The organism is Gordonia asplenii (assembly GCF_012933505.1).
Lineage (GTDB): Bacteria > Actinomycetota > Actinomycetes > Mycobacteriales > Mycobacteriaceae > Gordonia > Gordonia asplenii.
Genome location: NZ_JABBNB010000003.1, coordinates 75,488 through 98,716 on the forward strand (window position 1 = coordinate 75,488; position 23,229 = coordinate 98,716).

A 23,229-nucleotide genomic window follows, 5' to 3' on the forward strand; every position below is an offset into this window, starting at 1 on the left:
GTGCGCCGCCTCCGGGAATTTTCGGCGGCCGCGGCGTTGAAAGCCGACATTAGCGCGCTCAGAGGAGAAGGTCACCGGTGGGAAAGCTTTCCAACAGCATGTGGCGGTTGCTGGGGTCGCAGACGACCCGCAATCAGTCCAAGTCGATCAGCCTGATCAAGGATGCGGCGGCTCACGACAAGTGGGCGGCGAAACTCGACGACGCCGACTTCGTCACCGAGGCGGAGAAGCTGGACATCGGAGCCGACCTCGGCGACCGCGCGAAGTTTCTGGCACTCGTCCGCGAGGCCTCCGACCGTGCGCTGGACATGCGCGCCTTCGACGTCCAGTTGCAGGGTGCGCTGCGCCTGCTGGAGGGTGACATCGTCGAAATGGCCACCGGTGAGGGCAAGACGCTCGCCGGCGCCATCGCCGCGATCGGCCACGTACTCAGCGGCCACCACGTGCACGTCATCTCGGTCAACGACTACCTCGCGACCCGCGATGCTAAGTGGATGAAGCCGATCTTCGAGCTCTTCGGCATCGACGCCGCCTCGATCGACGAGAATTCCACCCGCGAGGAGCGCAAGGCCGCCTACGCCGCCGACATCACCTATGCCTCGGTCAACGAGATCGGCTTCGACGTGCTGCGCGACCAACTCGCCCAGACCGAAGACGACCTGGTGGCTCCCACACCCGACGTCGCCATCATCGACGAGGCGGACTCCGTCCTCGTCGACGAGGCGCTCGTGCCGCTGGTTCTCGCCGGCTCCACCGAAGGCGACGTCCCCGACCAGGCCATTCACGCCGTCGTCGCGGGCTTGAAGAAGAAGCACTACGACGTCGACGCCGACGGCCGCAATGTGACGCTCACCGACGAGGGCGCCGAGCACGTCGAGGCCGAGCTGGGAGGTATCAACCTCTACAGCGAGCAGCACGTGGGCACCACGCTGGTACACGTCAACGTCGCGCTGCACGCGCACTACCTCCTCGAGCGCGACGTGCACTATATCGTCCGCGACGGCGGCGTACACCTGATCAACGCCTCGCGCGGCCGCGTCGCCCAGCTGCAGCGTTGGCCCGACGGTGTGCAGGCCGCCGTCGAGCTGAAAGAGGGTCTCGCGCAGACGGATTCGGGTGAGGTCATCGACACGATGACGGTGCAGGCGCTGATCGGCCGCTACCCGAAGGTGTGCGGCATGACGGGTACCGCACTCGCGGCGGGCGAACAGTTCCGCCAGTTCTACAAACTCGCCGTCTCGCAGATCCCGCCGAATACCAAGAACATCCGGGTCGACGAAGTAGACCGTGTCTACGACTCCAAGGCCAACAAGGTCGAGGCGATCGTGGCCTATGTGGCACAGGTGCACGAGACCGGTCAGCCCGTCCTGATCGGCACCCACGACGTCGCCGAGTCCGAGGAACTCGCGTACTTCCTGGAGAAGGCGGGCGTGACCTGTGTGGTCCTCAACGCCAAGAACGACGCTCAGGAAGCCGCGATCATCGCCGAGGCGGGCAAGAAGGACGCGGTCACCGTGTCCACCCAGATGGCCGGCCGCGGTACCGACATCCGGCTCGGCGGATCCGGCGACGACGAGCAGGCCCGCACGGAGATCGTCGAACTGGGCGGACTGTGCGTCGTCGGGACCGGGCGCCACGAAACCGAACGCCTCGACAATCAGCTGCGCGGTCGTGCCGGCCGCCAGGGCGATCCGGGTGTGTCGGTGTTCTTCTCCAGCCTCGAAGACCCCGTCGTCACCAAAAACCTTGCGTTCAAACGGGATCCGGTTTCCCAGTCGGACGACGGCTCGATGGGATCCAAGGGCGTCGAACTGATCGAACAGGCCCAGCGCATCGCCGAGGGCGTCATGCTGGAACTGCACGCGAACACCTGGCGCTACAACCAGCTCGTCAACCAGCAGCGCGACATCGTCGTCGCCCGCCGCATGGAAGTCCTCACCACCGACGCCGCGATCGACGAACTGCGCAGCGCCGAGCCGGACCGCTACGCGCAACTGCGTGGTGAGAAGAAGGCAGACGAGAAAGCCGACACCGACGAGGCGGTCGAGGCGAAGGCCGACACCGAGAAGGCTGCCGCAGCGAAAGTTGACGAGCAGGCCGACGACGACAAGACAGCGGCCGTGGACGGCGGTGACGACAATTCCGCGGATGCGGACACCCCCGAGCAGGCCGACACCGTCGAACAGTCCCACGACGCCGACGCGACAGACAACGACACGACAGGCGACGACACGACGGATGCCGAGACCACAGGCGACGCCGACGTCGCTGCCGAACCGGTCGACGAGGACGTTCTCGCCGCCGCGGCTCGCGAGATCGTGCTGTTTCACCTCGACCGTGCATGGGCCGATCACCTCGCGTTCGTCGCCGACGTCCGGGCCAGCATCCATCTGCGCGCCATCGGCAAGGAGAGTCCCCTCGACGAGTTCCACCGCCTGATCGTCGACGAGTTCAACCGATTGCCCGACGACGCGATCGCCAACGCGCGCAAGACTTTCCGGGAGGCGACCATCACCGCCGACGGCGTCGATCTGGGCACCGCCGATCTGCATCGATCGACCACCACATGGACCTACATGGTGCACGACAATCTCTTCTCCTCCGGCGGCGCCAAGACCCTGCAGGGGATCATCGGTGTCTTCCGCTGAGCCGAGCGCGAACGAAGCGAAAGATCAGATCTGGACGGTGCCCAACGCGCTGAGCGTCGGGCGCCTGATCCTGATTCCGGTCTTCATCTACGTACTGCTGGTCGCCAAGGCCGACGGCTGGGCGTTCGTCATCCTGCTGGTGTCGGGCTTCACCGACTGGCTCGACGGCAAACTCGCCCGGCTGCTCGATCAAGGCTCGAAGCTCGGCGCGCTGCTCGACCCCGCCGCCGACCGCCTCTACATCATCGTGATCCCGATCTGCATGGGCATCCGCGAGTTCGTTCCCTGGTGGTTGATCGCGGTGATCATCGGTCGTGATGTACTACTGTTCGCCACCGCACCGTTGTTGAAGTCGCGGGGGCTCGTGGCGCTGCCGGTCCTCTACATCGGCAAGGCCGCGACCTTCGCGTTGATGAGTGCGTTCCCATGGATCCTTGCCGGACAACTGGATTCGTTGTTCGGCGACATCGCCTATCCGATCGGGTGGGCGTTCATGGTGTGGGGGGTCGGACTGTATCTTTGGTCCTTCGTCCTCTACTGGATCCAGACCGTGCTGGTGGTAACGAAGATGCCACGAGCTGGCCGTTCGGCTGTGTGATCCGAGCAATACTTGACACAATCTCATGCGAGCAACAGGAAGGTTTGACCTCGTGACCAATGTGCCCGATTCCCTGCGTTACACCGCTGAGCACGAATGGGTGGAGAAGATCGACGCCGAGCACGTGCGTGTCGGAATCACCGCCTTCGCCGCCGAACAACTCGGCGACGTGGTGTTCGTTCAGTCGCCCAGCGTCGACGACGAGGTGACCCCGGGCGAGTCGTTCGCCGAGGTCGAGTCGACCAAGAGCGTCTCCGACATCTACGGTCCGCTCTCGGGCACCGTCACCGAGGTGAACAACGCACTCGACGACGCGCCCGACCTGGTCAACTCCGAGCCCTACGGGCAGGGGTGGCTCGCGGTGATCCGGGTGTCCGGCGACGTCGACGCGGAGTTGGCACAGATGCTCGACGCCGCCGCATACCAGGCGCTGATCGCCGAGTAACGCTGCGGGCGACTTCAACCACCGCCCGCCCGATACACGACTATGCTGAACCTGATCACCGCACCCTCACTCGACGGCACGTGCACCCGGCCGCGATACGGTTTAGGTGAACCAGCAAACGGCTTATGAAGATTTATGGCGTTGAAGTGGGCGGGCCGCAATCGGCCTGATCGCTTCTCGCCACCCGTGACGCGTGCCAGCCAGGTCGCTGCGGGGCAGCGAAACGAATTGACGACGATAGACCGACGACGACAGGAGACGTGGTGAGCGAGAGCGACAACGGCTACGAAGCACCGGTGGAGACAACTTCGGTATTCCGTGAGGACTTCATCAATGAGGTCAATGCGGCCCCGCAGGCGGCGAGTGCACCCACCGACACGGGTGTCGAGCGCCTCGCGCCGGGGACGGCGCTGCTGGTAGTCAAGCGCGGGCCCAACGCGGGTTCGCGGTTCCTGCTCGACCAGGCGACCACTTCGGCCGGACGCCACCCCGACAGCGACATCTTCCTCGACGACGTCACCGTGAGTCGTCGCCACGCGGAGTTCCGGCTCGGCGACAACGACTTTCAGGTCGTCGACGTCGGCAGCCTCAACGGCACCTACGTCAACCGCGAGCCGGTCGACACCGCTGCGCTCAGCAACGGCGACGAGGTTCAGATCGGTAAGTTCCGCTTGGTGTTCCTGAGCGGTCCGCGCGACGGCGAGAGCGCCTAACAGTCGTGACCGCAGCGTCGGCGGGGCAGCGCGGCGACGGGGTCATGTCCATTGGCACCGTCCTGGGCCGCCTACGCGAGGATTTCCCGGACGTCACCATCTCCAAGATCCGCTTTCTGGAGTCTGAGGGGCTGGTGACGCCCGAGCGGGCACCGTCGGGTTACCGGCGGTTCTCCGAGTCTGACTACGATCGTCTGCGCTTCGTACTGACCGCTCAGCGGGACCGCTACCTTCCGCTGAAGGTCATCAAGGAACAACTCGACGAGATGGACGCCGGCCGTGCCGCGGTCGGCAGCGCACCCACCCTGCTGTCGAGCGCTCGCGGCGCGGTCGCGCCGGCCACCGACTTCGGGACGCGTGGTTCTCGGGTCTCGCGCGACGATCTGATCGAGCGCACCGGCGTGGACAGCGCTTTCATCACCGAGCTCATGCGTAACGGCTTGCTGTCGGCCGGTCCCGGGGGTTTCTTCGACGAGGACGCCGTGCGCCTCGTCGAGGCCGCCGGATCACTCGCCAGCTACGGCCTGGAGACGCGTCACCTACGCGCGTTCAAGGTCTCAGCCGATCGCGAAGCCGGTCTGGTCGGACAGATCGCCGGACCCATCGCGAAGGGACGCGGCACCGGCGCGCGTGATCGCGCCGAAGAGCTGGTCCGCGAGATCGCCGCACTGTCGGTCACCCTGCATACTCAGCTGGTGAAGGCCGCCGTCCGAGATATTCTGGACTAGCCACGTCGCCCACCCAGCGGGTTTGCGAACGCGCTCGCCCAGCTGGGCGAGCGCGGTCACTCACCCGGCTGGGCGGGCGAGCGTGGCCGTCCAGCCTGTTGGTTGAGCGAGTGTGGTCGTCCAGCCTGTTGGTTGAGCGAGCGTACTCGTCCAGCCTGGTGGTTGAGCGAGTGTGGTCGTTCAGCCTGCTGGTTGAGCGAGCGTAGCGAGTCGAAACCGAACCATCACGGTCCACGCGGACATCACGAGAGGTGGGAGTCATGGGTGAAATGAAGGTCGTCGGCATTCGTGTCGAGCCGCCGCAGAGCCAGCCGGTTCTCCTGCTACGTGAGACCGACGGCGAGCGGTACCTGGCCATTTGGATCGGGCAAAGTGAAGCTGCCTCGATTGCATTGCGGCAGAAGGGGATTGAGCCGCCGCGGCCGCTCACCCACGATCTGATCGTGAATCTGGTGAAAGCTTTCGGCCGCCGGCTGGTGCGGGTGCGCATCGTCGACATGCAAGAGGGCACGTTCTACGCCGAGATGGTCTTCGACGACGACCTGTCGGTGTCGGCCCGGCCGTCGGACGCCATCGCCGTCGCACTGCGCGTCGGTGTCCCGATTCTCGCCGACGAGGACGTCCTCGTCGAAGCGGGCCTGATCATTCCGGATGAAGACACCGACGCCGACGAGGAAACGGCCGCCGCGGCCGACGACGGTGAACTGTCCGAGGACGAAGTCGAGCGATTCAAAGAGTTCCTCGACAGCGTGTCGCCGGACGACTTCAAAGCAGGCGAATAGAATGGGACAGGTAACGGAACGGCTTCTGCGGAGTCACGATAAACCCTAGATCTCAAGTTTAGGTTTAACCTTCAGCGCGTCGCATTGAAGTCGTTTCAGCCCGGGCATACGGTCTACACATCGCAGGCCAGTTCGGGCACGCGATAGGAAAGAATGGCCGACGCGGGTACCGTGAAGGTCGGTGTGCGAACTTCTGCGTACACCGCCTGACGCAGTTGAGGCCATCCGAGTGCTGCGAGGAGTGTTCCAGTGGGCGACCAGCCGATCGAAGACAACCGTACCTACACGGGTGCGAGTGGGCAGCAAGCCACCCTCAACGACATCGCACCGGGCCTGTTCCCCAACGACATCGTGCCCGACGAACTGGTCGGCTATCGGGTGCCCAGTGCCTGTCAGATCGCGGGCATCACCTATCGGCAGCTGGATTATTGGGCGCGCACCTCGCTGGTGGTCCCGTCGATCCGCAGCGCGGCCGGGTCGGGCAGCCAGCGACTGTACTCGTTCAAAGACATCCTCGTCCTCAAGATCGTCAAGCGCCTCCTCGACACCGGCATCTCCCTGCAGAACATCCGCGTCGCCGTCGATCATCTGCGCTCCCGCGGCGTCGAAGACCTCGCTCGCATCACCCTGTTCTCCGACGGCACCACCGTCTATGAATGCACCTCCGCCGAAGAGGTCGTCGACCTGCTGCAGGGCGGGCAGGGTGTGTTCGGCATAGCGGTAGGCGGTGCGATGCGCGAATTGTCGGGCACCATCGCCGACTTCCCGGGCGAGCGCGCCGACGGCGCCATCACCGAGACCGCTCCCGAAGACGAGTTGGCCGCGCGCCGTAGCAATCGCACGCGCAAGACGGGATAGCTGGGCGACACGCGTGACGGCCGGTGCCCGACGGGTTTTCGGCCCGAATGCGGTCGCAGTCGACGGGCCACTCGATACGCTGGACACCATGCGCAATCTTGTCCTATCGGTGATCGGCGACGATCGTGCCGGTCTTGTCAGCGCCCTCGCCGACGCGATCGCCACCAACGGCGGCTCCTGGGATCGCAGCCAATTGGCAAGGCTCGCGGGCAAATTCGCCGGCATCGTCGTGGTGACGGTGCCCGGCGGCGACGCCGAACGGCTCATCGCGGCGGTCACCGCGCTCGACGGCCTGCTCGAGGTCGAGGTGCACGACGGCGACGCCGCACCCAGCCCCGCCTGGACGTCGCTGCATATCGAACTGCTCGGCAACGACCGTCCCGGCATCGTGCAGGAGATCTCGACGGCGCTCAGTACCTCGGGCGCCAGCATCGAGCACATGACGACTGGTACCCGCGAGGCTCCGATGGCCGGTGGGCTGCTGTTCGAAGCGCAGTTCGACGTCCGGGTTCCGCCCGGCACCGAACTCGCGGCGGTGCGTGCCGACCTGGAGCTGTTGGCCGCCGAACTGCTCGTCGACCTCGACATCGACGCGGCGTAGCCCCCGCATCGGGCACTGTGACGCACTCGACCCCGCTCGCGGTGAGGTTGTCCCGGTGCACCGTCTAGACTTGACACGCATCGCTACGCAGCGGGAGAGCGTCGGCCCGTAACTCGGGACCCGGCCGCCGAAGGAGCAACACCTCTCCGTCAATCTCTCAGGCACCCTGGACCGCGGCGTTGACGATGTCTCTGGAAAGTGGCGCTCACCAGCGATGGTGAACGTCCGCCCACGGTGAAAAGTCGTGGTCGTCTGCCCTCACCGGGCGCAGCGGCGCGACCGAAACTCTCAGGCGCCGCGAGTCGGCAGTGACAGAGGGAGAGGGCCCCGTCGTCGATGCGCCGGCATCGGCTCTGCGAGAGGCTGCCCTCATGGCACACGACTCCCATTCCGCTGTCTTCGCCGACCGCCATGTCGGCCCGAACGCCGACGAGACCGCCCGCATCCTCGCGGCCATCGGCGTCGCCGACTTCGACGAACTCGCCGCCAAGGTCGTACCGGCGACCATCGCCGACGCCGCCGACAGCAACGGACTCGACGCCCTGCCGCGCGCACTGTCCGAGGCGCAAGCCGGCGCCGAACTCGCAGCGCTGGCCGCGAAGAACACGGTCGCCCGCTCGATGATCGGCCTCGGTTACTACGACACCCATACGCCCGGCGTGATTCTGCGCAACGTCGTCGAGAACCCCGCGTGGTACACCGCTTACACGCCGTATCAGCCGGAGATCAGCCAGGGGCGCCTCGAGGCGCTGCTCAACTTCCAGACGATGGTCTCCGACCTCACCGGCATGGAGATCGCCAACGCCTCCATGCTCGACGAGGCGACTGCCGCCGCCGAGGCGATGACGCTGCTGCGGCGCGCCGGCAAGTCGAAGTCACCGCGGCTGGTCATCGACGCCGACCTCTTCCCCCAGACCAAGGCGGTCATCGGCACACGTGCCGAGCCACTGGGCATCGAAGTGGTCGAGGCGGTTCTCGACCCGGCCGCAGCCGACGCGGGGCTGCCCGGCGGTGAATTCTTCGGCGTCATCACGCAGGTCCCCGGGGCGTCGGGGCGCATCGTCGACGCCGCGCCCGTCATCAGTGCGGCACACGAACGTGGTGCACTGGTCGCGGTCGGCGCCGACCTCCTCGCGCTGACCCTGCTGACCCCACCCGGCGAGCAGGGCGCCGACGCGTGCTTCGGAACCACTCAACGCTTCGGCGTCCCGATGGGTTTCGGCGGACCGCACGCCGGTTACCTGTCGGTGCACACCAAGCATGCCCGTCAACTCCCGGGCCGACTGGTCGGCGTGTCCAAGGACGACGACGGCAACCTCGCCTATCGTCTGTCGCTTCAGACCCGTGAGCAGCACATTCGTCGGGAGAAGGCCACCAGCAACATCTGTACCGCGCAGGTCCTGCTCGCCGTTGTCGCGGCCATGTACGCGAGCTACCACGGCCCCGAGGGGCTCATCGCCATCGCCCGCCGCGTGCACGCCCACGCCGACACCATCGCCGCCTCCCTCGGTGCCGCGGTAGTGCACGCCGACTACTTCGACACCGTTCTCGTCAGCGTCGCGGGCCGCGCGGACGAGGTCGTCGCGCAGGCGAAGTCGCGTGGAGTGAACTTGTGGAGAGTCGACGCCGATCATGTCTCGATCGCCTGCGACGAGACGACGACCGACGCCGACGTCGCCGCGGTGACCGAGGCCTTCGGCGTCACCGTGGCCCCGGGCCACACCGACATCGTCACCCGCACGTCGGAGTTCCTCACGCACCCGGCGTTTCACCGGTACCGCACCGAGACGGCGATGTTGCGTTACCTGCGCAAACTGTCGGACAAGGATATCGCCTTGGACCGCAGCATGATTCCGCTGGGATCGTGCACGATGAAGCTCAACGCCACGGCTGAGATGGAGCCCATCACGTGGCCCGAGTTCGCGCGGCTGCACCCGTTCGCACCGTTGACCGACACCGTCGGCATCCGCGAATTGATCACCACGCTCGAAGGCTGGCTGGCCGCGATCACCGGCTACGACCGAATCAGTTTGCAGCCCAACGCCGGATCGCAGGGGGAGTACGCCGGACTCCTCGCCATCCGCCGCTATCATCGCTCACGCGGCGACGAGCAGCGCACGATCTGCCTGATCCCGTCGAGCGCCCACGGCACCAATGCGGCGTCGGCCGTCATGGCCGGCATGCGGGTGGTCGTGGTGACGTGCCGCGAGAACGGCGACGTCGACACCGCCGACCTCAAGGAGAAGATCGCCGAGCACGGTGACGCGCTGGCCGCCGTGATGATCACCTATCCGTCGACGCACGGTGTGTTCGAGCACGAGATCACCGAGATCTGCGGCGCCATCCACGACGCGGGTGGTCAGGTGTACCTCGATGGCGCCAACTTGAATGCCCTGGTGGGAGTCGCGCGTCCGGGTCATTTCGGCGGCGACGTCAGTCACCTCAACCTGCACAAGACGTTCTGCATCCCGCACGGCGGTGGCGGCCCCGGCGTCGGGCCGATCGGTGTGCGCGAGCACCTCGCGCCGTTCCTGCCGGGACATCCGCTGGCCGCCGAACTGGGATCGGATCTCACCATCTCGGCTGCGCCGTACGGTTCGGCGTCGATCTTGCCGATCACCTACGCGTATATCGCGATGATGGGCGCCGACGGTCTGCGGCGAGCAACGTTGACCGCGATCGCCTCCGCCAACTACATCGCCCGGCGCCTCGGCGACTCGTATCCCGTGCTGTACACCGGCGACGGCGACATGGTCGCCCATGAGTGCATCCTGGATCTACGTGGTCTCACCAAGGAGACCGGCGTCACCGTCGACGATGTCGCAAAACGGCTGGCGGACTACGGTTTCCACGCTCCGACGATGAGCTTCCCGGTGGCCGGCACGCTGATGGTCGAGCCGACCGAGAGTGAGAACCTCGACGAGATCGACGCGTTCATCGACGCGATGATCGCCATCCGCGGCGAGATCGACAAAGTCGGAACAGGGCAGTGGCCGGTAGACGACAATCCGCTGCGCGGCGCTCCGCACACAGCGGAATGCCTTGTCGCCGAATGGAATCACCCGTACAGCCGGGAGCAGGCCGTGTACCCGAACGGTCTACCGTCAGCCGGTGGCCGCGAAAAGGTGTGGCCGAGCGTGCGCCGCATCGACGGAGCCTTCGGCGACCGCAACCTCGTGTGCAGCTGCCCCCCGATCGAGGCCTTCGCGGAGTAGGGTCGCTTCGAGTGTCGCTGTGCGCTCACCCACCTCGCTGAGTGCACCCACCTCGCTCGCCGAGTGGAATAGCCCGCTCCCCGAGCCCACCCACCCCGCTCGCCGAGTGGAATAGCCCGCTCCCCGAGCCCACCCACGCCGCTCGCCGAGTGGAATAGCCCGCTCCCCGAGCGCACCCACCCTGCTCGCCGAGTGGAATAGCCCGCTCCCCGAGTGCCGAAGCGAGGTACGAGCTTCGGTGTAACGAGGGGTAGGTGACCCGAAATGCCAACTGGGGGACGGGGTTTCGGGACGCGGTGGTCCGCACGGTGAGTGTCGCGCCGACGGGCGTTGCGGGGTGCGGCGTCTCGCTACACCGAAGCTCGTACCTCGCTCCAGCACTCGACGAGCGGGTGGACCGTGCCGAGCGACTGCTTCGGCCCAGCCCCGACCTACTTGCCGTACACCGCCGCGTTCACCGCGACGACCGCGCCGGGCTCGGGCACCGGCATCGGGTCGGGGAGTACGGGGAATGTCACCGCCGCGGTCGCCGCAGGCAGAGCGGCGTCGCCGCGGAAGCCCAGCGCGGTCAACTTCTTCATCTGATCCGGTTGCCGGACGTAGGTGAAGAATTCGGCGACGCCGTCGGACTGCGCCGACGACACCTTGTCACCCTTGAGGTGGGTGACGGGGAAGTCGGCGAGCGGCGACGACCCGGTGAGCATCAGCTCGCGCAGCTTCGTGCCGTTTCCGGCCCGACTGAGGATGTAGAGCTGCGCCTCGGTGATCGGTGTCGCGTGAATCGCGGCCTTCGCCGGATCGGGCGCGCCGGCGATGGCCTGCGCCGCCCACGCGGACGTGTTCTCATCGAGCGTCGGTCCGGCGTCGAGCAGGATCTTGATACTCGAGCTCACCCGCGTCGACTCGGCATCCGACGTCGCGAGGAGCCCCTGCGTGCGGGTTACCTCGGTGGCCACGGCCTGCGCGGCGAGTGCGGTGGCGTCGCTGTTCGGCCCGGTGGGCATCGCCATCTTCAGCGAGCCCCACCCGTCGAGACCGAAGCGCGACAGACTGTTCGCGGACCGGGCGAGCGTCGGCAGCTGCCCCCAGTCGATCTTTCCGTCGGCCTTCTCTTTGAACTCGGGTGCGACGGCCAGCACGATCGGCGAGGTCACCAGCGACTCGGGCGTTCCGTCGATGAGATCGGGCTTGGTCACCGACAATTGCGACGTCCATACCGAGGACTGTGGCACCCACGCCGCCGGGAAGGCACCCAGCGTCTGCGAGTCCCACTGCCCTTCGTTCAAGCCCTGGTAGGTGATGCGGGAATCGCCGGGCCGCACGTCCACCGTGATGCAGTGGTCGCGGACCACCGGGTGCGTGTCGTTGTAGGTCTTCGCGATGCCGCGCAGTGTGTCGGTGATGTCCGGATCGGCGATGATCGACACCACCGACTTACCCTCGACACACGTACCTGCGGCCTGATCGCCCTGCTTGTCGACGCGATCGCCGAGCTGCCACCACAGCAAACCGGCGGCGACGATCAATACAACGCAGAGCGCCGCGAAGATCAGTCCTCGACTGACTCCGCGGCGCCCAGCGTCTGTCCGGTGGTGGGCCACCTATTGACTCCTTATGGCTTCGGGCGAGCGCAGCGACTCCGGTCGTTGCGCAGGCTGTCAGCTGTTGGCAGCCTTGTATTCGCGACGGCGACGATGCAGGATCGGCTCGGTGTAGCCGCTGGGCTGCTTCGTGCCTTCGAGAATAAGCTCTTTGGCGGCCTGGAATGCGATGTTGGTATCGAAATCCGGTGCCAGCGGGCGGTAGTCGGGGTCACCGGCGTTCTGCCGATCGACCACCGGAGCCATCCGCTTGAGAGCCTCGACGACGTCGTCTTCACTCACAATGCCATGCCGTAGCCAGTTGGCCAGCAACTGGCTGGAGATTCGCAGCGTCGCGCGGTCTTCCATCAGTGCGACGTCGTGGATGTCGGGAACCTTCGAACAGCCGACGCCCGCGTCGATCCAGCGGACCACGTAACCCAGGATGGACTGCGCGTTGTTGTCGAGCTCCTCGCGCTTCTCCGCGTCCGACCAGTTGGTGTTCGCGGCCAGCGGGATGGTGAGCACGTCGTCGACCGACGCCGGGTCGCGCTTGGCGATCTCATCCTGCCGCTCGAACACATCCACCTCGTGGTAGTGCAGCGCGTGCAGGGTGGCGGCGGTGGGCGAGGGCACCCACGCGGTGTTGGCGCCGGCCTTCGGGTGCGCGATCTTCTGCTCGAGCATGTCGTGCATCAGGTCGGGCATCGCCCACATGCCCTTGCCGATCTGCGCCTTGTGCTGCAGACCGGCGTGCAGACCGGTGTCGACGTTGAAGTCCTCGTAGGCCTTGATCCAGGTCTGCTGCTTCATCTCGCCCTTGCGCACCACGGCGCCGGCTTCCATCGAGGTGTGGATCTCGTCGCCGGTGCGATCGAGGAAGCCGGTGTTGATGAACACGACGCGGTTCTCGGCGGCCTTGATCGCGGCCTTGAGATTCACCGTCGTGCGGCGCTCCTCATCCATGATGCCGACCTTGATGGTGTTCTCCGGCAGGCCGAGGACCTTCTCCACGGCGCCGAACAGTGCCGCGGTGAGCGCCACCTCGTCTGGACCGTGCATCTTCGGCTTCACGATGTAGATCGAACCGGTACGCGAGTTCTGCAGTCCTTCTGAGGACAGCCCGTGGATACCGATCAGCGAGGTGATCAGCGCGTCGAGGATGCCCTCGCCGATCTCGTTGCCGTCGGCGTCGAGGATCGCGTCGGTGGTCATCAGATGCCCGACGTTGCGCACGAATAGCAGCGAGCGACCGTGCAGCTCCAAGGTGGAACCGTCGGGTGCGGTGTACACCCGGTTCGGGTTGAGCGTGCGGGTGAAGGTCTTGCCGCCCTTGGCGACTTCCTCGGACAGGTCACCCTTGTTGAGGCCCAGCCAGTTGTGGTAGCCGAGCACCTTGTCGTCGGCGTCGACGGCGGCGACGGAGTCCTCGAAGTCCATGATCGTGGTGATCGCGGACTCGACGAGCACGTCCTTGACGCCCGCGGCGTCGGTGGAGCCGATCGGCGAGGAGGCGTCGATCTGGATCTCCAGGTGAAGTCCGTGGTGGCGCAACAGGATCGCCGACGGTGCCAGCGCATCGCCGCGATAGCCGACGAAGGCCGACGGATCGGCGAAGGTCGTGGTGTCACTGGGTGGGGTGGCGGGAGAGTCAGACTCAGTGTCGCCGAGCACGACGGTCACCTTGTCGCCGTCGACGACGTAGCGCGTCGCGTCTGCGTGCGATCCGTGCTCCAGCGGAACGGCCTTGTCCAGGAACGCCTTTGCGAATGCGATGACTTTGTCGCCGCGAACCTTGTTGTACGACTTACCCTTTTCCGCGCCGTCGGTCTCCGGGATGGCGTCGGTGCCGTACAGGGCGTCGTAGAGCGAACCCCAGCGGGCATTGGAGGCGTTCAACGCGAAGCGGGCGTTGAGGATCGGCACCACTAGCTGCGGACCCGCGGTGTCGGTGATCTCGACGTCGACGCCTTCGGTCCCGATGGCGAAGTCCTCGGGCTCGGGGACGAGGTAGCCGATCTCGGTGAGGAACGCCTTGTACTCGGCGAAGTCGATGTCGGACGCCGCGTCGCCCCGGTGATCACGGTGCCACGCGTCGATCTTCGCCTGCAGGTCGTCGCGGACGGCGAGCAGTTCGCGGTTGCGCGGTCCGAGCTCGTTGATGACCGACGCGGCGCCGGCCCAGAAAGCATCCTGGTCTACTCCGGTGCCCGGGAGCGCTTCGTTGTTGACGAAGTCGTAGAGAACGGGAGCGACCTGCAAACCATGGACGGTGACGCGTTGCGACATGAGAGCCTTTCTATGCCCGGCGAGCACGTCGTAGTCGGCGTGCCGCGCAGCCTTGTGATATTCGACCTTCGAGATGGCCGACGACGCCGGCGCGCCGCGTGATTCGCGCTGCGGTGCGCTGAAGCCGTCATCTATGCTACTCGACCTGTTTTCGCAGTTCCCAGCGGCTACCAGGCGGTAACTTCAGGGTCGGTGAGGGCCTGCGCCAAGCCCGTGACACGGTCGAGCAGGGCCTGGCGCACCACCGCCGCGCGTTCGGCCACCGCAGACTGCGCGCGCACGTAGTCCGCGCGGCCGGCCGCGGTCTCGATGGGGATCGGCGCATATCCGTACTCGCGCAGGTCATAGGGACTCGCCCGCATGTCGATCTCCCGGGCCGCATATGCAAGCTCGAAACTCCGCAACAGCAGGTTCGAATCCACCAGCGGCATCAGCTTGGCGGTGAGCCGATACAGATCCATCGATGCGTGCAGGCATCCCGGCTGTTCCCGGTCGATCTGTGACTCGCGCGTCAACTCCAGCGCATTGCGCCCGACGGCGGGCTCGGTGAAGAACCGGAACGCGTCATAGTGCGTGCACTGCAACGACATCGATTCGACGACGGCGTCGGTGCCCACGGCGCCGAGTCGCAGTGGTGCCGAGTGGCGTCGAGCGTCGCCTTCGCGGTACACCATCGCCCACTCGTGCAGACCGAAGCAGCCTAGCCGCGGCGTGCGTGACGCCGTCGCCGACAACAACTCCGACGTATAGGCGATCGTCGACGCCCGCTTGTGCAGGTAGGCGCGCGAGGCGGTGACTCCTCCGGCGACACGTTCGTAACCGCGCGGTGCGGCATGGGAATCGGCGCCGGCGTCGCCATCGCCCAGCACGACGCCGAAACCCGGGTGCCAGCGTTGCAGCGACGCCGGCCGGTACGGGTAGTAGGTGAACAGGAAGTCGATCACCGGATGGGTGGCACCGGACTGCCGCGCGTGCAGATAGTCGCCGATCAACGCGTCGACGCGTGCGCGGTGCTCCCGCGCGGCGGCCCGCCAGGTGTCGGCGGGCAACCGCACCCCGGCGTCGATCGTCACAGCCGATTCGTCTCGTCGCGCACGGTGCCGACCACTTCTTCGACCAAGTCGGCCAGGGCGACGACGCCGATGGTGCGCCCGGAGTCGTCGACGACGGCGCCCAGGTGCGAGCTGGCCCGCCGCAGCGCCGAGGTTCCCTCGTCGATCGGTGTCGCCGAGGCCAGCACCGGCAGCGGACGGATCTTGTCGATGCCGATGATGGTGTCGGGCCCCACCTGTTCGTCGAGGATGTCGTCGAGGACGTCCTTGAGGTGCAGGTAGCCGGTGTAGGTGCCGTTCGGCGAGCGGACCGGGAACCGCGAGAACCCGGTGTCGGAGACGGCGCGCTCCACCGAACCGAGCCGCGGTCCCAGTCCACCGGTGATCGGATCGCGGCGTGCCTGGACCGAGCGCAGACTCTCCAGCGGAATCATCACCTCGGCCACGGTGCGCCCGACGCTCTCCAGCGCACGGGTCAGCCGTTCATGCTCCTCGGCGTCGATCAGCCCTTCGGCCTTCGACTCGCTGATCATCTGTGCCAGTTCGCCGGTCGACACGGTGGCGTCGAGCTCATCTTTCGGCTCGACGCGCAGTACCCACAGGCCGATGTTCGCCAGCCAGTTGTAGAACGTGATGAGCGGTCGGACCAGCTTGATGAACGCCAGGTGCGCAGGGACCAGCAGCATCGCCGACGATTCCGGCCCGGCCAGCGCGATGTTCTTGGGGACCATTTCGCCGAGCAGAATATGCAGCACGACGACCAGCGACAACGCGATGGTGAAGGCGATCGGATGTAGGAAACTCTCCGGGACGTGCATCAGTTTCAGCGGCTCGGCGATCAGATGCGCGACGGCGGGCTCGCCGATCCGGCCGAGCAGGATCGAACAGATGGTGATGCCCAACTGTGCGCCGGCCAGCATCAGACCGAGGTTCTCCGACGCCCGAATCACCGTACGCGCCCGACTCTTTCCACTGTCGACGAGTGCTTCGAGACGGTCTCGCCGCGCGGAGATCAGGGAGAATTCGGCGGCGACGAAGAAGGCATTGCCGGCGAGCAACACGCCGGTCAGCACGACGCCCCACAGGTCGTTCATCGCGGTGTCTCCTCGTGCTCGGACGCGTCGTCGGCGATCGGCTGCAGCGACACGACGTCGATGCGTCGACCGTCCATCGTGGTGACCGTGGCGAGCCAGCGGGTCGCGGGCGGCTCGTCGTCGAAGGTGTCGTGGGCATCGACGTGTTCGGAGTCGCCGTGATCGGCGGTCGGCAGCTCGACGCTGTCGCCGACCTCCGCGATCCGGCCCAGACCGAACATCACCAGGCCACCGAGTGTGTCGTATGCACCTTCGGGAGCGCGGTAGCCGATGGCCTCGGTCAGCTCGTCGAGCCGCAGCAGCCCGGCGCACAGATATCCGGCGCCGTCGCGGGTGACGTCGGCGCGCTCGTTGTCGTGTTCGTCGGTGACGTCACCGACGATCTCCTCGATCACATCCTCACTGGTCACGATGCCCGCGGTGCCGCCGTATTCGTCGATCACCACGCAGACCTCCAGGCCGTCGGCGCGCAGCTGCTCCATCACCGCGTCGCCGTCGAGGCTGGTCGGGACGGTGGTCACCGGGCGGGCGATGGCGGCCAGGGTCGTCGAACGTTGCGCCTCGGGTGCCACGGTGAACGCCTGTTTGATGTGCACCACACCGAGCAGATTGTCGAGGTCGCCGTCCATCACGATGGGAAACCGGGAGTGTCCGGTCCGCGCCGACGCCTCGATGAGGTCGCGGATGGAGTCGTCGCCCTCCAGGCATTCGACGGTCACGCGCGGTGTCATCAGGTCTTCCGCGGTGAGTTCCCCGAAGCGCAGCGACCGGTCGACGAGTCGTGCCGTCGTCGAATCGATGGATCCGTGCAGCGCCGAGTTGCGGACCAACGACCCCAGTTCCTGCGGCGAGCGTGCCGACCGCAGTTCTTCGGCGGGTTCGATCCCGAGCCGCCGGACCATCCAGTTCGCGGTTCCGTTGAGGAAATTGATGGTGAAGCGGAAGACCCGGGAGAACGCCGATATCGCGCCCGCGGTTAAGCGTGCGACGTCCATCGGACGCGCGATCGCCAAGTTCTTCGGAATGAGTTCGCCGAGCACCATCGACAACGACGTCGCGACGACCAGCGCGAAGACCACCGCGACGGCGGTGACCGCGGCGTCGGGCAGGTGCATCAGCCGCAGCAGCGGGCGGATCGCAGTCGCCACCACCGGCTCGGCGATGTAGCCGGTGATCAGGGTGGTGATGGTGATGCCCAGCTGTGCGCCGGACAGTTGGAAGGACAGGGTCTTATGGGCGTGCTCGACCTGCCGGGAGCGTCGGTCGCCGCGAGTGGCGACGTCGTCGGCGATGGTCGAACGTTCCAGCGCCGTCAGCGAGAACTCGGCCGCGACGAACACGGCGGTCCCGAGTGTCAGCGCGATGAACCCGATGACGCCGAGGACGTACAGCGCGATGTCCACGATGGTTTTACCAGCCTCCCGGCAGGGGGCGGCCCTCGGCGAAACCGGCGGCGGATTGGATTCCCAACACGACCTTGTCGTGCAGCTGCGCCAAGGTCCGTGCGCCGGTGTACGTCGCGGTGCTGCGGACACCCGCGCAGATCTGGTCGATCAGATCCTCGACGCTGGGCCGGTCCGGATCGACACGGATGCGCGAAGACGAGATGCCCTCCTCGAACAGGCTCTTGCGGGCCCGGTCGAAGGCGCTGTCCGACGCCGAGCGCGCCGCGACCGCACGCTTGGACGCCATGCCGAAGCTCTCCTTGTAGAAGCCCTGCGCGTCTTGTTTGAGGTCGCCGGGTGACTCGTAGGTGCCGGCGAACCACGATCCGATCATCACATTCGACGCCCCCGCGGCAAGTGCGAGCGCAACGTCGCGTGGGTGCCGAACGCCGCCGTCAGCCCAGACGTGAGCATTGAGCGCCCGTGCGGCGGTAGCGCACTCGACGACCGCGGAGAACTGTGGCCGGCCGACGCCGGTCATCATCCGGGTGGTGCACATGGCACCCGGCCCGACGCCGACCTTGACGATCGTCGCTCCGGCGTTGATCAGGTCACGGGTGCCCGCGGCCGAGACGACGTTGCCGGCGGCCAGTGGCACGCCGAGGTCGAGGGAGGCCACCGATTCGAGCGCGGTGAGCATCTTCTCCTGATGACCGTGGGCGGTGTCCATGACCAGAACGTCGGCGCCCGCTTCGGCGAGTGCGCGAGCCTTCCCTACGACGTCGCCGTTGATTCCGACGGCCGCGGCGATCCGCAGGTGTCCGGCGGCGTCGACGTTGGGGTCGTAGATGCCGGCGCGCAGCGCGCCGACCCGAGTGAGCACGCCGGCGAGGGTTCCGTCGTCGCGGGTGAGAACGGCGAGCCCGACGTGCAGTTCGGCCACCGCGTCGAACACCTCGCGGGGCGGCGTGTCGACGCTCATCGTGACGAGGTCGGGGTCGAGGACTTCGCTGACCCGGGTGAATCGGTCCATGTCGCGGCAGCGTTTCTCGCTGACGAGACCGATCGGTTTGCCGGAGTCGTCGACGACGACGGCTACGCCGTGTGCCCGCTTGGGGATCAGGGCGAGCGCGTCGGCGACGGAATTCTGCACGGTCAGGGTGACCGCGGTGTCGGCGACGAGATGGCGCGACTTGACGAAGGCGATGGCCTCCGACGCGGCGGGGATCGGCACGTCCTGGGGGAGGACCACCAATCCGCCGCGGCGGGCCACGGTCTCGGCCATCCGCTTGCCGGCGACGGCGGTCATGTTGGCGACGACGATCGGAATCGTGTTGCCGGTACCGTCCGACGTCGACAGGTCGACGTCGAAGCGCGACGACGCGTCGGACCGGTTGGGGACGATGAACAGGTCGTCGTAGGTCAGGTCGTGATCGGGACGATGGCCTTCGAGAAACTGCACTGAGGGCGTGCCTCCTACTTTCTGTCTTCAGATCTGCTCGCTGGTTGAGCCGGGGGAGTGCTCGGCATTCCCACCTGCTCGCTGGTTGAGCCGGGACGGAGCGCTCAGCGCTCCCATCTGCTCGCTGGTTGAGCCGGGACGGAGCGCTAGCGAAGTCCCGTGTCGAAACCCCGTACCCCGACTACGCCTCGACCTCACTTCGGTCCTCGCTCCAGAGGGTGTGGAACGTTCCGGGCTTGTCGACGCGCTTGTAGGTGTGTGCGCCGAAGAAGTCGCGCAGACCCTGCGTGAGAGCGGCGGGCAGCCGCTCGCTACGCAGCGCGTCGTAGTACGACAACGACGAGGCGAACGCGGGAACCGGCACACCCATCGTGGTGGCGGTGGCGACGACGCGGCGCCAGGCGTCGACGCCGTTCTCGACGGCCTCGCGGAAGTACGGCGCGAGCAGCAGGCTCGGCAGTTCGGGGTCGGTGGCGTAGGCCTCGCGGATGCGGTTGAGGAACTGTGCGCGGATGATGCAGCCGCCGCGCCAGATGGTGGCCAGTGATCCGCGGTCGACGTTCCAGCCGTATTCCGCGCTGCCCGCGGAGATCTCGTCGAAGCCCTGCGCGTAGGCGACGACCTTGGACGCGTAGAGCGCGGCCTTGATGTCGTCGACGAATGCCTTCTTGTCGGCGGGCGCGGCGGAGAGCGTACCCGATGCCAGGCCCTGGGCGGCCGTGCGTTGGCTCGTCGAACTCGACAGTGCACGCGCGAAGACGGCCTCGGCGATGCCGGTGGTCGGGATGCCGAGGTCGAGGGCCGCCTTCACGGTCCACCGGCCGGTGCCCTTCTGACCGGCCTCGTCGACGATGACGTCGACGAGGGGTTTGCCGGTCTCGGCGTCGACCTGCGAGAGCACTTCGGCGGTGATCTCGATCAGATAGCTCTCCAGCTCGGTGGAGTTCCACTCGCGGAACACGTCGGCGATCTCGGCGACCGGAAGATCCAGCGCGCGGCGCATCAGATCGTAGGCTTCGCCGATGAGCTGCATGTCGGCGTACTCGATGCCGTTGTGCACCATCTTGACGAAGTGGCCCGAGCCGTCGGGTCCGATGTGGGTGCAGCAGGGTTCGCCGTCGACTTGTGCCGCGACGGCTTCGAGCAGCGGACCCACCGACTCGTACGACTTCGCCGGTCCGCCGGGCATGATCGACGGTCCGTTGAGCGCGCCTTCCTCGCCGCCGGAGATGCCCGCGCCGATGAACAGCAGACCACGCTCAGCCATGGCGGCTTCGCGTCGGATGGTGTCGGTGTAGAGGGCGTTGCCGCCGTCGATGATGATGTCGCCGGCCTCCATGGCGTCGGCGAGCTCATTGATCACGGCATCGGTGGCCGCACCGGCCTGCACCATGATCAAGACGCGGCGCGGACGCTCCAGCGCGCCCACGAACTCTTCCACGGTCTCGGTCCGCACGAAATCACCGTCGTCGCCGTGCTTTTCCAGCAGTGCGTCGGTCTTGGCGATGCTCCGGTTGTGCAGCGCGACGGTGTAACCGTGGCTGGCGAAGTTGCGGGCGATGTTCGAGCCCATGACCGCGAGACCGGTGACGCCGATCTGGGCGGTCCCGGTGGGAACAGGTGACGAGGACGCAGACGATGACGGCGAGTTCATGGACCCTAGCCTATTGCCTCGCGCTTGCGACTGTGGGAGGGGAGCCTAGTTTGCCGCCGCGATCAACCGCGACAATTCGGTGAGCCACGGAATGGCGACCGCCAGCGTCGGGACGATCAGGACGGCTGCGGCGCCCAGATAGACGACGACGGTGAGCGTCGGCGACGGACGGTCGCACAGCCGGGTGATGCGGGTGAGGGTCGTCGGTCCGCCGACGGCCATCGCGCCGCGCGGCGCGACGGCGTCGGCACACGCGACGAGCGCGCGACCCAGCGTCGTCGGGGTGGTCGCCTTGACGGCTTGGTCGTCGGCGAGTGCCTCGACGAGCAGTTCGACGGCACCCAGTGCCGAACCGCTGCGAACGAACCGGGGGAATGCCTCCTGCAGTGCGATGAATGCTTCGAGCACGAGGTCGTGACGTGCGCGCAGGTGGGCACGCTCGTGGACGATCACCGCGGTCAATTCGTCGATCGACAGACGCATGACAACGCCTTCGCTGATCACCACGCGCTGGCGCAGCCCGGGCAGGCAGTACGCGAGTGGCTGCTCGACCTCGATCATGCGGACGTCGCGCGCGGAAAGCGGATTCGACGCTGCCGCATCCCGGCGGTCGACGCTGTCGAGCAGGTCGATGAGCTGGCGATGGGCGGTTCGGCGGGCGCGGGTACGGGTGGCGACACGGATCGCGGTGTAGATCATCCGTGCGCCGATGACGAGGGTCAGGACGAACACGCCGACGTAGGCGAGCCACAGCGGAAGTCCGAGGTGATTGATCTCATCGAGCGGATTGGTGGTGGGTGCGCCGTCGGGTCCGGGCGTCAGCAGGTTGGCGGCGATGGCCAGCCCGCAACTGAACGCGGACAGGACCGCGGCCAGGGCGATCGACTGCCAGAGGACCATCGCGGCTCGCGGGGTGCGCAGCGGCCACGTGGCACGGGAGAGCAGCTCGGGAACGGGACCAACGAGCAAGACGGTGAGGATACCGAAGAGCAGCGCGGTCATTTGAGCGTTCCTTGGGCTGGTGAAACGTTGGTACACGCGTGTGCGCGCACCTTCGAGCTTAGTCGGACTTATGGTCGCGTTGCGACGCTTCGAGCTGATCGAGTGCACGTCGCAGTGCTGCGGCTTCGTCGGCGCCGACGCGTCCGACGAAGGAGACGAGCGCGGCGTGTCGCGAACCGGGCGCGTCGGCCTCCGACAGGGCGTCGACCATCAGGTTGGCGACGAGGTCTTCGCGCGGGTGGGTGGCGGTGTATTTGTGGGCGCGGTCGTCGCGGATCTGGCGGACCAGATTCTTCTTGGCGAGACGTTGCAGCACAGTCATCACGGTGGTGTAGGCGAGCGAACGATCTTGCGACAGGGTCTCATGCACCTGACGCACGGTCTGCGCATCCGGACTTGCCCAGAGGGTGTCCATGACGGCACGTTCGAGCTCACCCAATCCATTCATTCTTCTCATTTTACTGCTGTTCTCCGTATCGGTGAATTCGGCGTCTCAGGCGGGGTTGACATGTTGGTAAGGCTAGCCTACATTAATAACCACGCGGACCGCGAGAGAGTCCTGAGGGCTGCAGTGACCCCCGGTCCACGCCACGGCAGGCCCCACGTTGATCAACGTGGGGTCTGCCGATTTAGTGCCCGGCTCTCTTCCGTCGACGCTGACGTGGGTAACTTCAAACTATGAGTGCAGACATCCCGACTGGGCAGGCTTTATCCGTCGCTGATTTGAAAGCGGTCGGTTTCGACGAGACCCTGGGACTTGAGATGAGATCGGCGACACCCGATGAGATCGTCGCCACGATGGAGATCGGTGCCAAGCACCACCAGCCCTACGGCATCGTCCACGGCGGGGTGTACTGCGCAATCGCCGAAAGTGTTGCGAGCACCTCGGGTGTGGTCTGGCTGATGCACACCGGGCTGGGCACCGGAGCGGTCGGCGTCAACAACAACACCGACTTCCTCAAGTCGGTACCGTCGGGCACCATCACCGCTACCTCGAAGCCCGTGCACCGCGGCAAGCGTCAGCAGTTGTGGCAGGTCGACATGACCGATGATCAGGGACAACTGCTCGCCACGTCACGGGTGCGCCTGCAGAACCTCGCCTGAGACAGCCTGAGGCAAACGC

19 protein-coding genes and 1 riboswitch are annotated in these 23,229 nt (G+C 66.5%); of the genes, 10 read left to right on the forward strand and 9 right to left on the reverse strand.

Annotated features, from left to right (window positions below; translation table 11 throughout):
• Window positions 1–77 precede the first annotated feature (77 nt).
• The 9 genes from secA2 to gcvP all read left to right on the forward strand — a co-directional run bounded on the left by secA2 (window position 78) and on the right by gcvP (window position 10,588).
• Window positions 78–2,648, forward strand: coding sequence for an accessory Sec system translocase SecA2 (secA2, locus tag HH308_RS03660; protein WP_170192816.1), 2,571 nt, complete (start codon window positions 78–80; stop codon window positions 2,646–2,648).
• The gene (locus HH308_RS03665; protein ID WP_170192817.1) at window positions 2,635–3,246 is read left to right on the forward strand and encodes a CDP-alcohol phosphatidyltransferase family protein; all 612 of its coding nucleotides are present in this window, start codon (window positions 2,635–2,637) and stop codon (window positions 3,244–3,246) included. The genes secA2 and HH308_RS03665 overlap by 14 nt, the downstream gene beginning before the upstream one ends.
• A gap of 25 nt (window positions 3,247–3,271) precedes the next feature.
• A complete protein-coding gene (gene gcvH, locus HH308_RS03670; RefSeq protein WP_211188133.1) occupies window positions 3,272–3,691 on the forward strand; it encodes a glycine cleavage system protein GcvH in 420 nt (139 codons plus the stop codon).
• Window positions 3,692–3,951: 260 nt separating this feature from the next.
• Window positions 3,952–4,404: a glycogen accumulation regulator GarA gene (garA, locus tag HH308_RS03675; protein ID WP_170192819.1), complete on the forward strand. Its 453-nt coding sequence runs from the start codon at window positions 3,952–3,954 to the stop codon at window positions 4,402–4,404.
• Between the two features lie 44 nt (window positions 4,405–4,448).
• Window positions 4,449–5,132 carry a transcriptional regulator FtsR gene (gene ftsR, locus HH308_RS03680; RefSeq protein WP_170192820.1) on the forward strand — a complete coding sequence of 228 codons (684 nt, stop codon included), beginning with the start codon at window positions 4,449–4,451 and terminating at the stop codon, window positions 5,130–5,132.
• Window positions 5,133–5,392: 260 nt separating this feature from the next.
• A complete protein-coding gene (locus HH308_RS03685) occupies window positions 5,393–5,914 on the forward strand; it encodes a bifunctional nuclease family protein (protein ID WP_170192821.1) in 522 nt (173 codons plus the stop codon).
• Between the two features lie 264 nt (window positions 5,915–6,178).
• Window positions 6,179–6,772, forward strand: coding sequence for a MerR family transcriptional regulator (locus tag HH308_RS03690; protein ID WP_376767162.1), 594 nt, complete (start codon window positions 6,179–6,181; stop codon window positions 6,770–6,772).
• 88 nt (window positions 6,773–6,860) lie between these two features.
• Entirely contained in the window at window positions 6,861–7,373 is a 513-nt protein-coding gene (locus HH308_RS03695; RefSeq protein ID WP_170192823.1) for a glycine cleavage system transcriptional repressor, read from the forward strand.
• 81 nt (window positions 7,374–7,454) lie between these two features.
• Window positions 7,455–7,557: riboswitch (glycine riboswitch) on the forward strand.
• A 187-nt stretch (window positions 7,558–7,744) separates the two neighbouring features.
• Complete coding sequence (gene gcvP, locus HH308_RS03700) at window positions 7,745–10,588, forward strand: aminomethyl-transferring glycine dehydrogenase (RefSeq protein ID WP_170192824.1); 2,844 nt, start codon at window positions 7,745–7,747, stop codon at window positions 10,586–10,588.
• 431 nt (window positions 10,589–11,019) lie between these two features.
• Here gcvP and HH308_RS03705 read toward each other — a convergent pair whose 3' ends face one another.
• The 9 genes from HH308_RS03705 to HH308_RS03745 form a co-directional block, all read right to left on the reverse strand.
• Window positions 11,020–12,189, reverse strand: a complete 1,170-nt coding sequence (locus HH308_RS03705; protein ID WP_170192825.1) for a hypothetical protein — start codon at window positions 12,187–12,189, stop codon at window positions 11,020–11,022.
• Between the two features lie 57 nt (window positions 12,190–12,246).
• Window positions 12,247–14,457: a malate synthase G gene (locus tag HH308_RS03710; RefSeq protein ID WP_170192826.1), complete on the reverse strand. Its 2,211-nt coding sequence runs from the start codon at window positions 14,455–14,457 to the stop codon at window positions 12,247–12,249.
• 167 nt (window positions 14,458–14,624) lie between these two features.
• The gene (locus HH308_RS03715; RefSeq protein WP_312870342.1) at window positions 14,625–15,530 is read right to left on the reverse strand and encodes a 3-methyladenine DNA glycosylase; all 906 of its coding nucleotides are present in this window, start codon (window positions 15,528–15,530) and stop codon (window positions 14,625–14,627) included.
• On the reverse strand, window positions 15,527–16,603 hold the full coding sequence (locus tag HH308_RS03720) for a hemolysin family protein (RefSeq protein WP_170192827.1): 1,077 nt from the start codon (window positions 16,601–16,603) through the stop codon (window positions 15,527–15,529). Before HH308_RS03720 ends, HH308_RS03715 begins: the two co-directional genes overlap by 4 nt.
• The gene (locus tag HH308_RS03725) at window positions 16,600–18,006 is read right to left on the reverse strand and encodes a hemolysin family protein (RefSeq protein WP_170192828.1); all 1,407 of its coding nucleotides are present in this window, start codon (window positions 18,004–18,006) and stop codon (window positions 16,600–16,602) included. The genes HH308_RS03720 and HH308_RS03725 overlap by 4 nt, the downstream gene beginning before the upstream one ends.
• A 7-nt stretch (window positions 18,007–18,013) precedes the next feature.
• On the reverse strand, window positions 18,014–19,450 hold the full coding sequence (guaB1, locus tag HH308_RS03730; protein WP_170192829.1) for a GMP reductase: 1,437 nt from the start codon (window positions 19,448–19,450) through the stop codon (window positions 18,014–18,016).
• A gap of 181 nt (window positions 19,451–19,631) precedes the next feature.
• The gene (gene gnd / locus HH308_RS03735) at window positions 19,632–21,104 is read right to left on the reverse strand and encodes an NADP-dependent phosphogluconate dehydrogenase (RefSeq protein ID WP_170192830.1); all 1,473 of its coding nucleotides are present in this window, start codon (window positions 21,102–21,104) and stop codon (window positions 19,632–19,634) included.
• A 45-nt stretch (window positions 21,105–21,149) separates the two neighbouring features.
• Complete coding sequence (locus tag HH308_RS03740) at window positions 21,150–22,106, reverse strand: M56 family metallopeptidase (protein WP_170192831.1); 957 nt, start codon at window positions 22,104–22,106, stop codon at window positions 21,150–21,152.
• A gap of 58 nt (window positions 22,107–22,164) precedes the next feature.
• Window positions 22,165–22,563 (reverse strand): BlaI/MecI/CopY family transcriptional regulator, encoded by a 399-nt coding sequence (locus tag HH308_RS03745; RefSeq protein WP_170192832.1) that lies wholly within the window; start codon window positions 22,561–22,563, stop codon window positions 22,165–22,167.
• Between the two features lie 221 nt (window positions 22,564–22,784).
• Between HH308_RS03745 and HH308_RS03750 the strand changes: the two genes are divergently transcribed.
• A complete protein-coding gene (locus HH308_RS03750; RefSeq protein WP_170192833.1) occupies window positions 22,785–23,210 on the forward strand; it encodes a PaaI family thioesterase in 426 nt (141 codons plus the stop codon).
• Window positions 23,211–23,229: the final 19 nt, after the last annotated feature.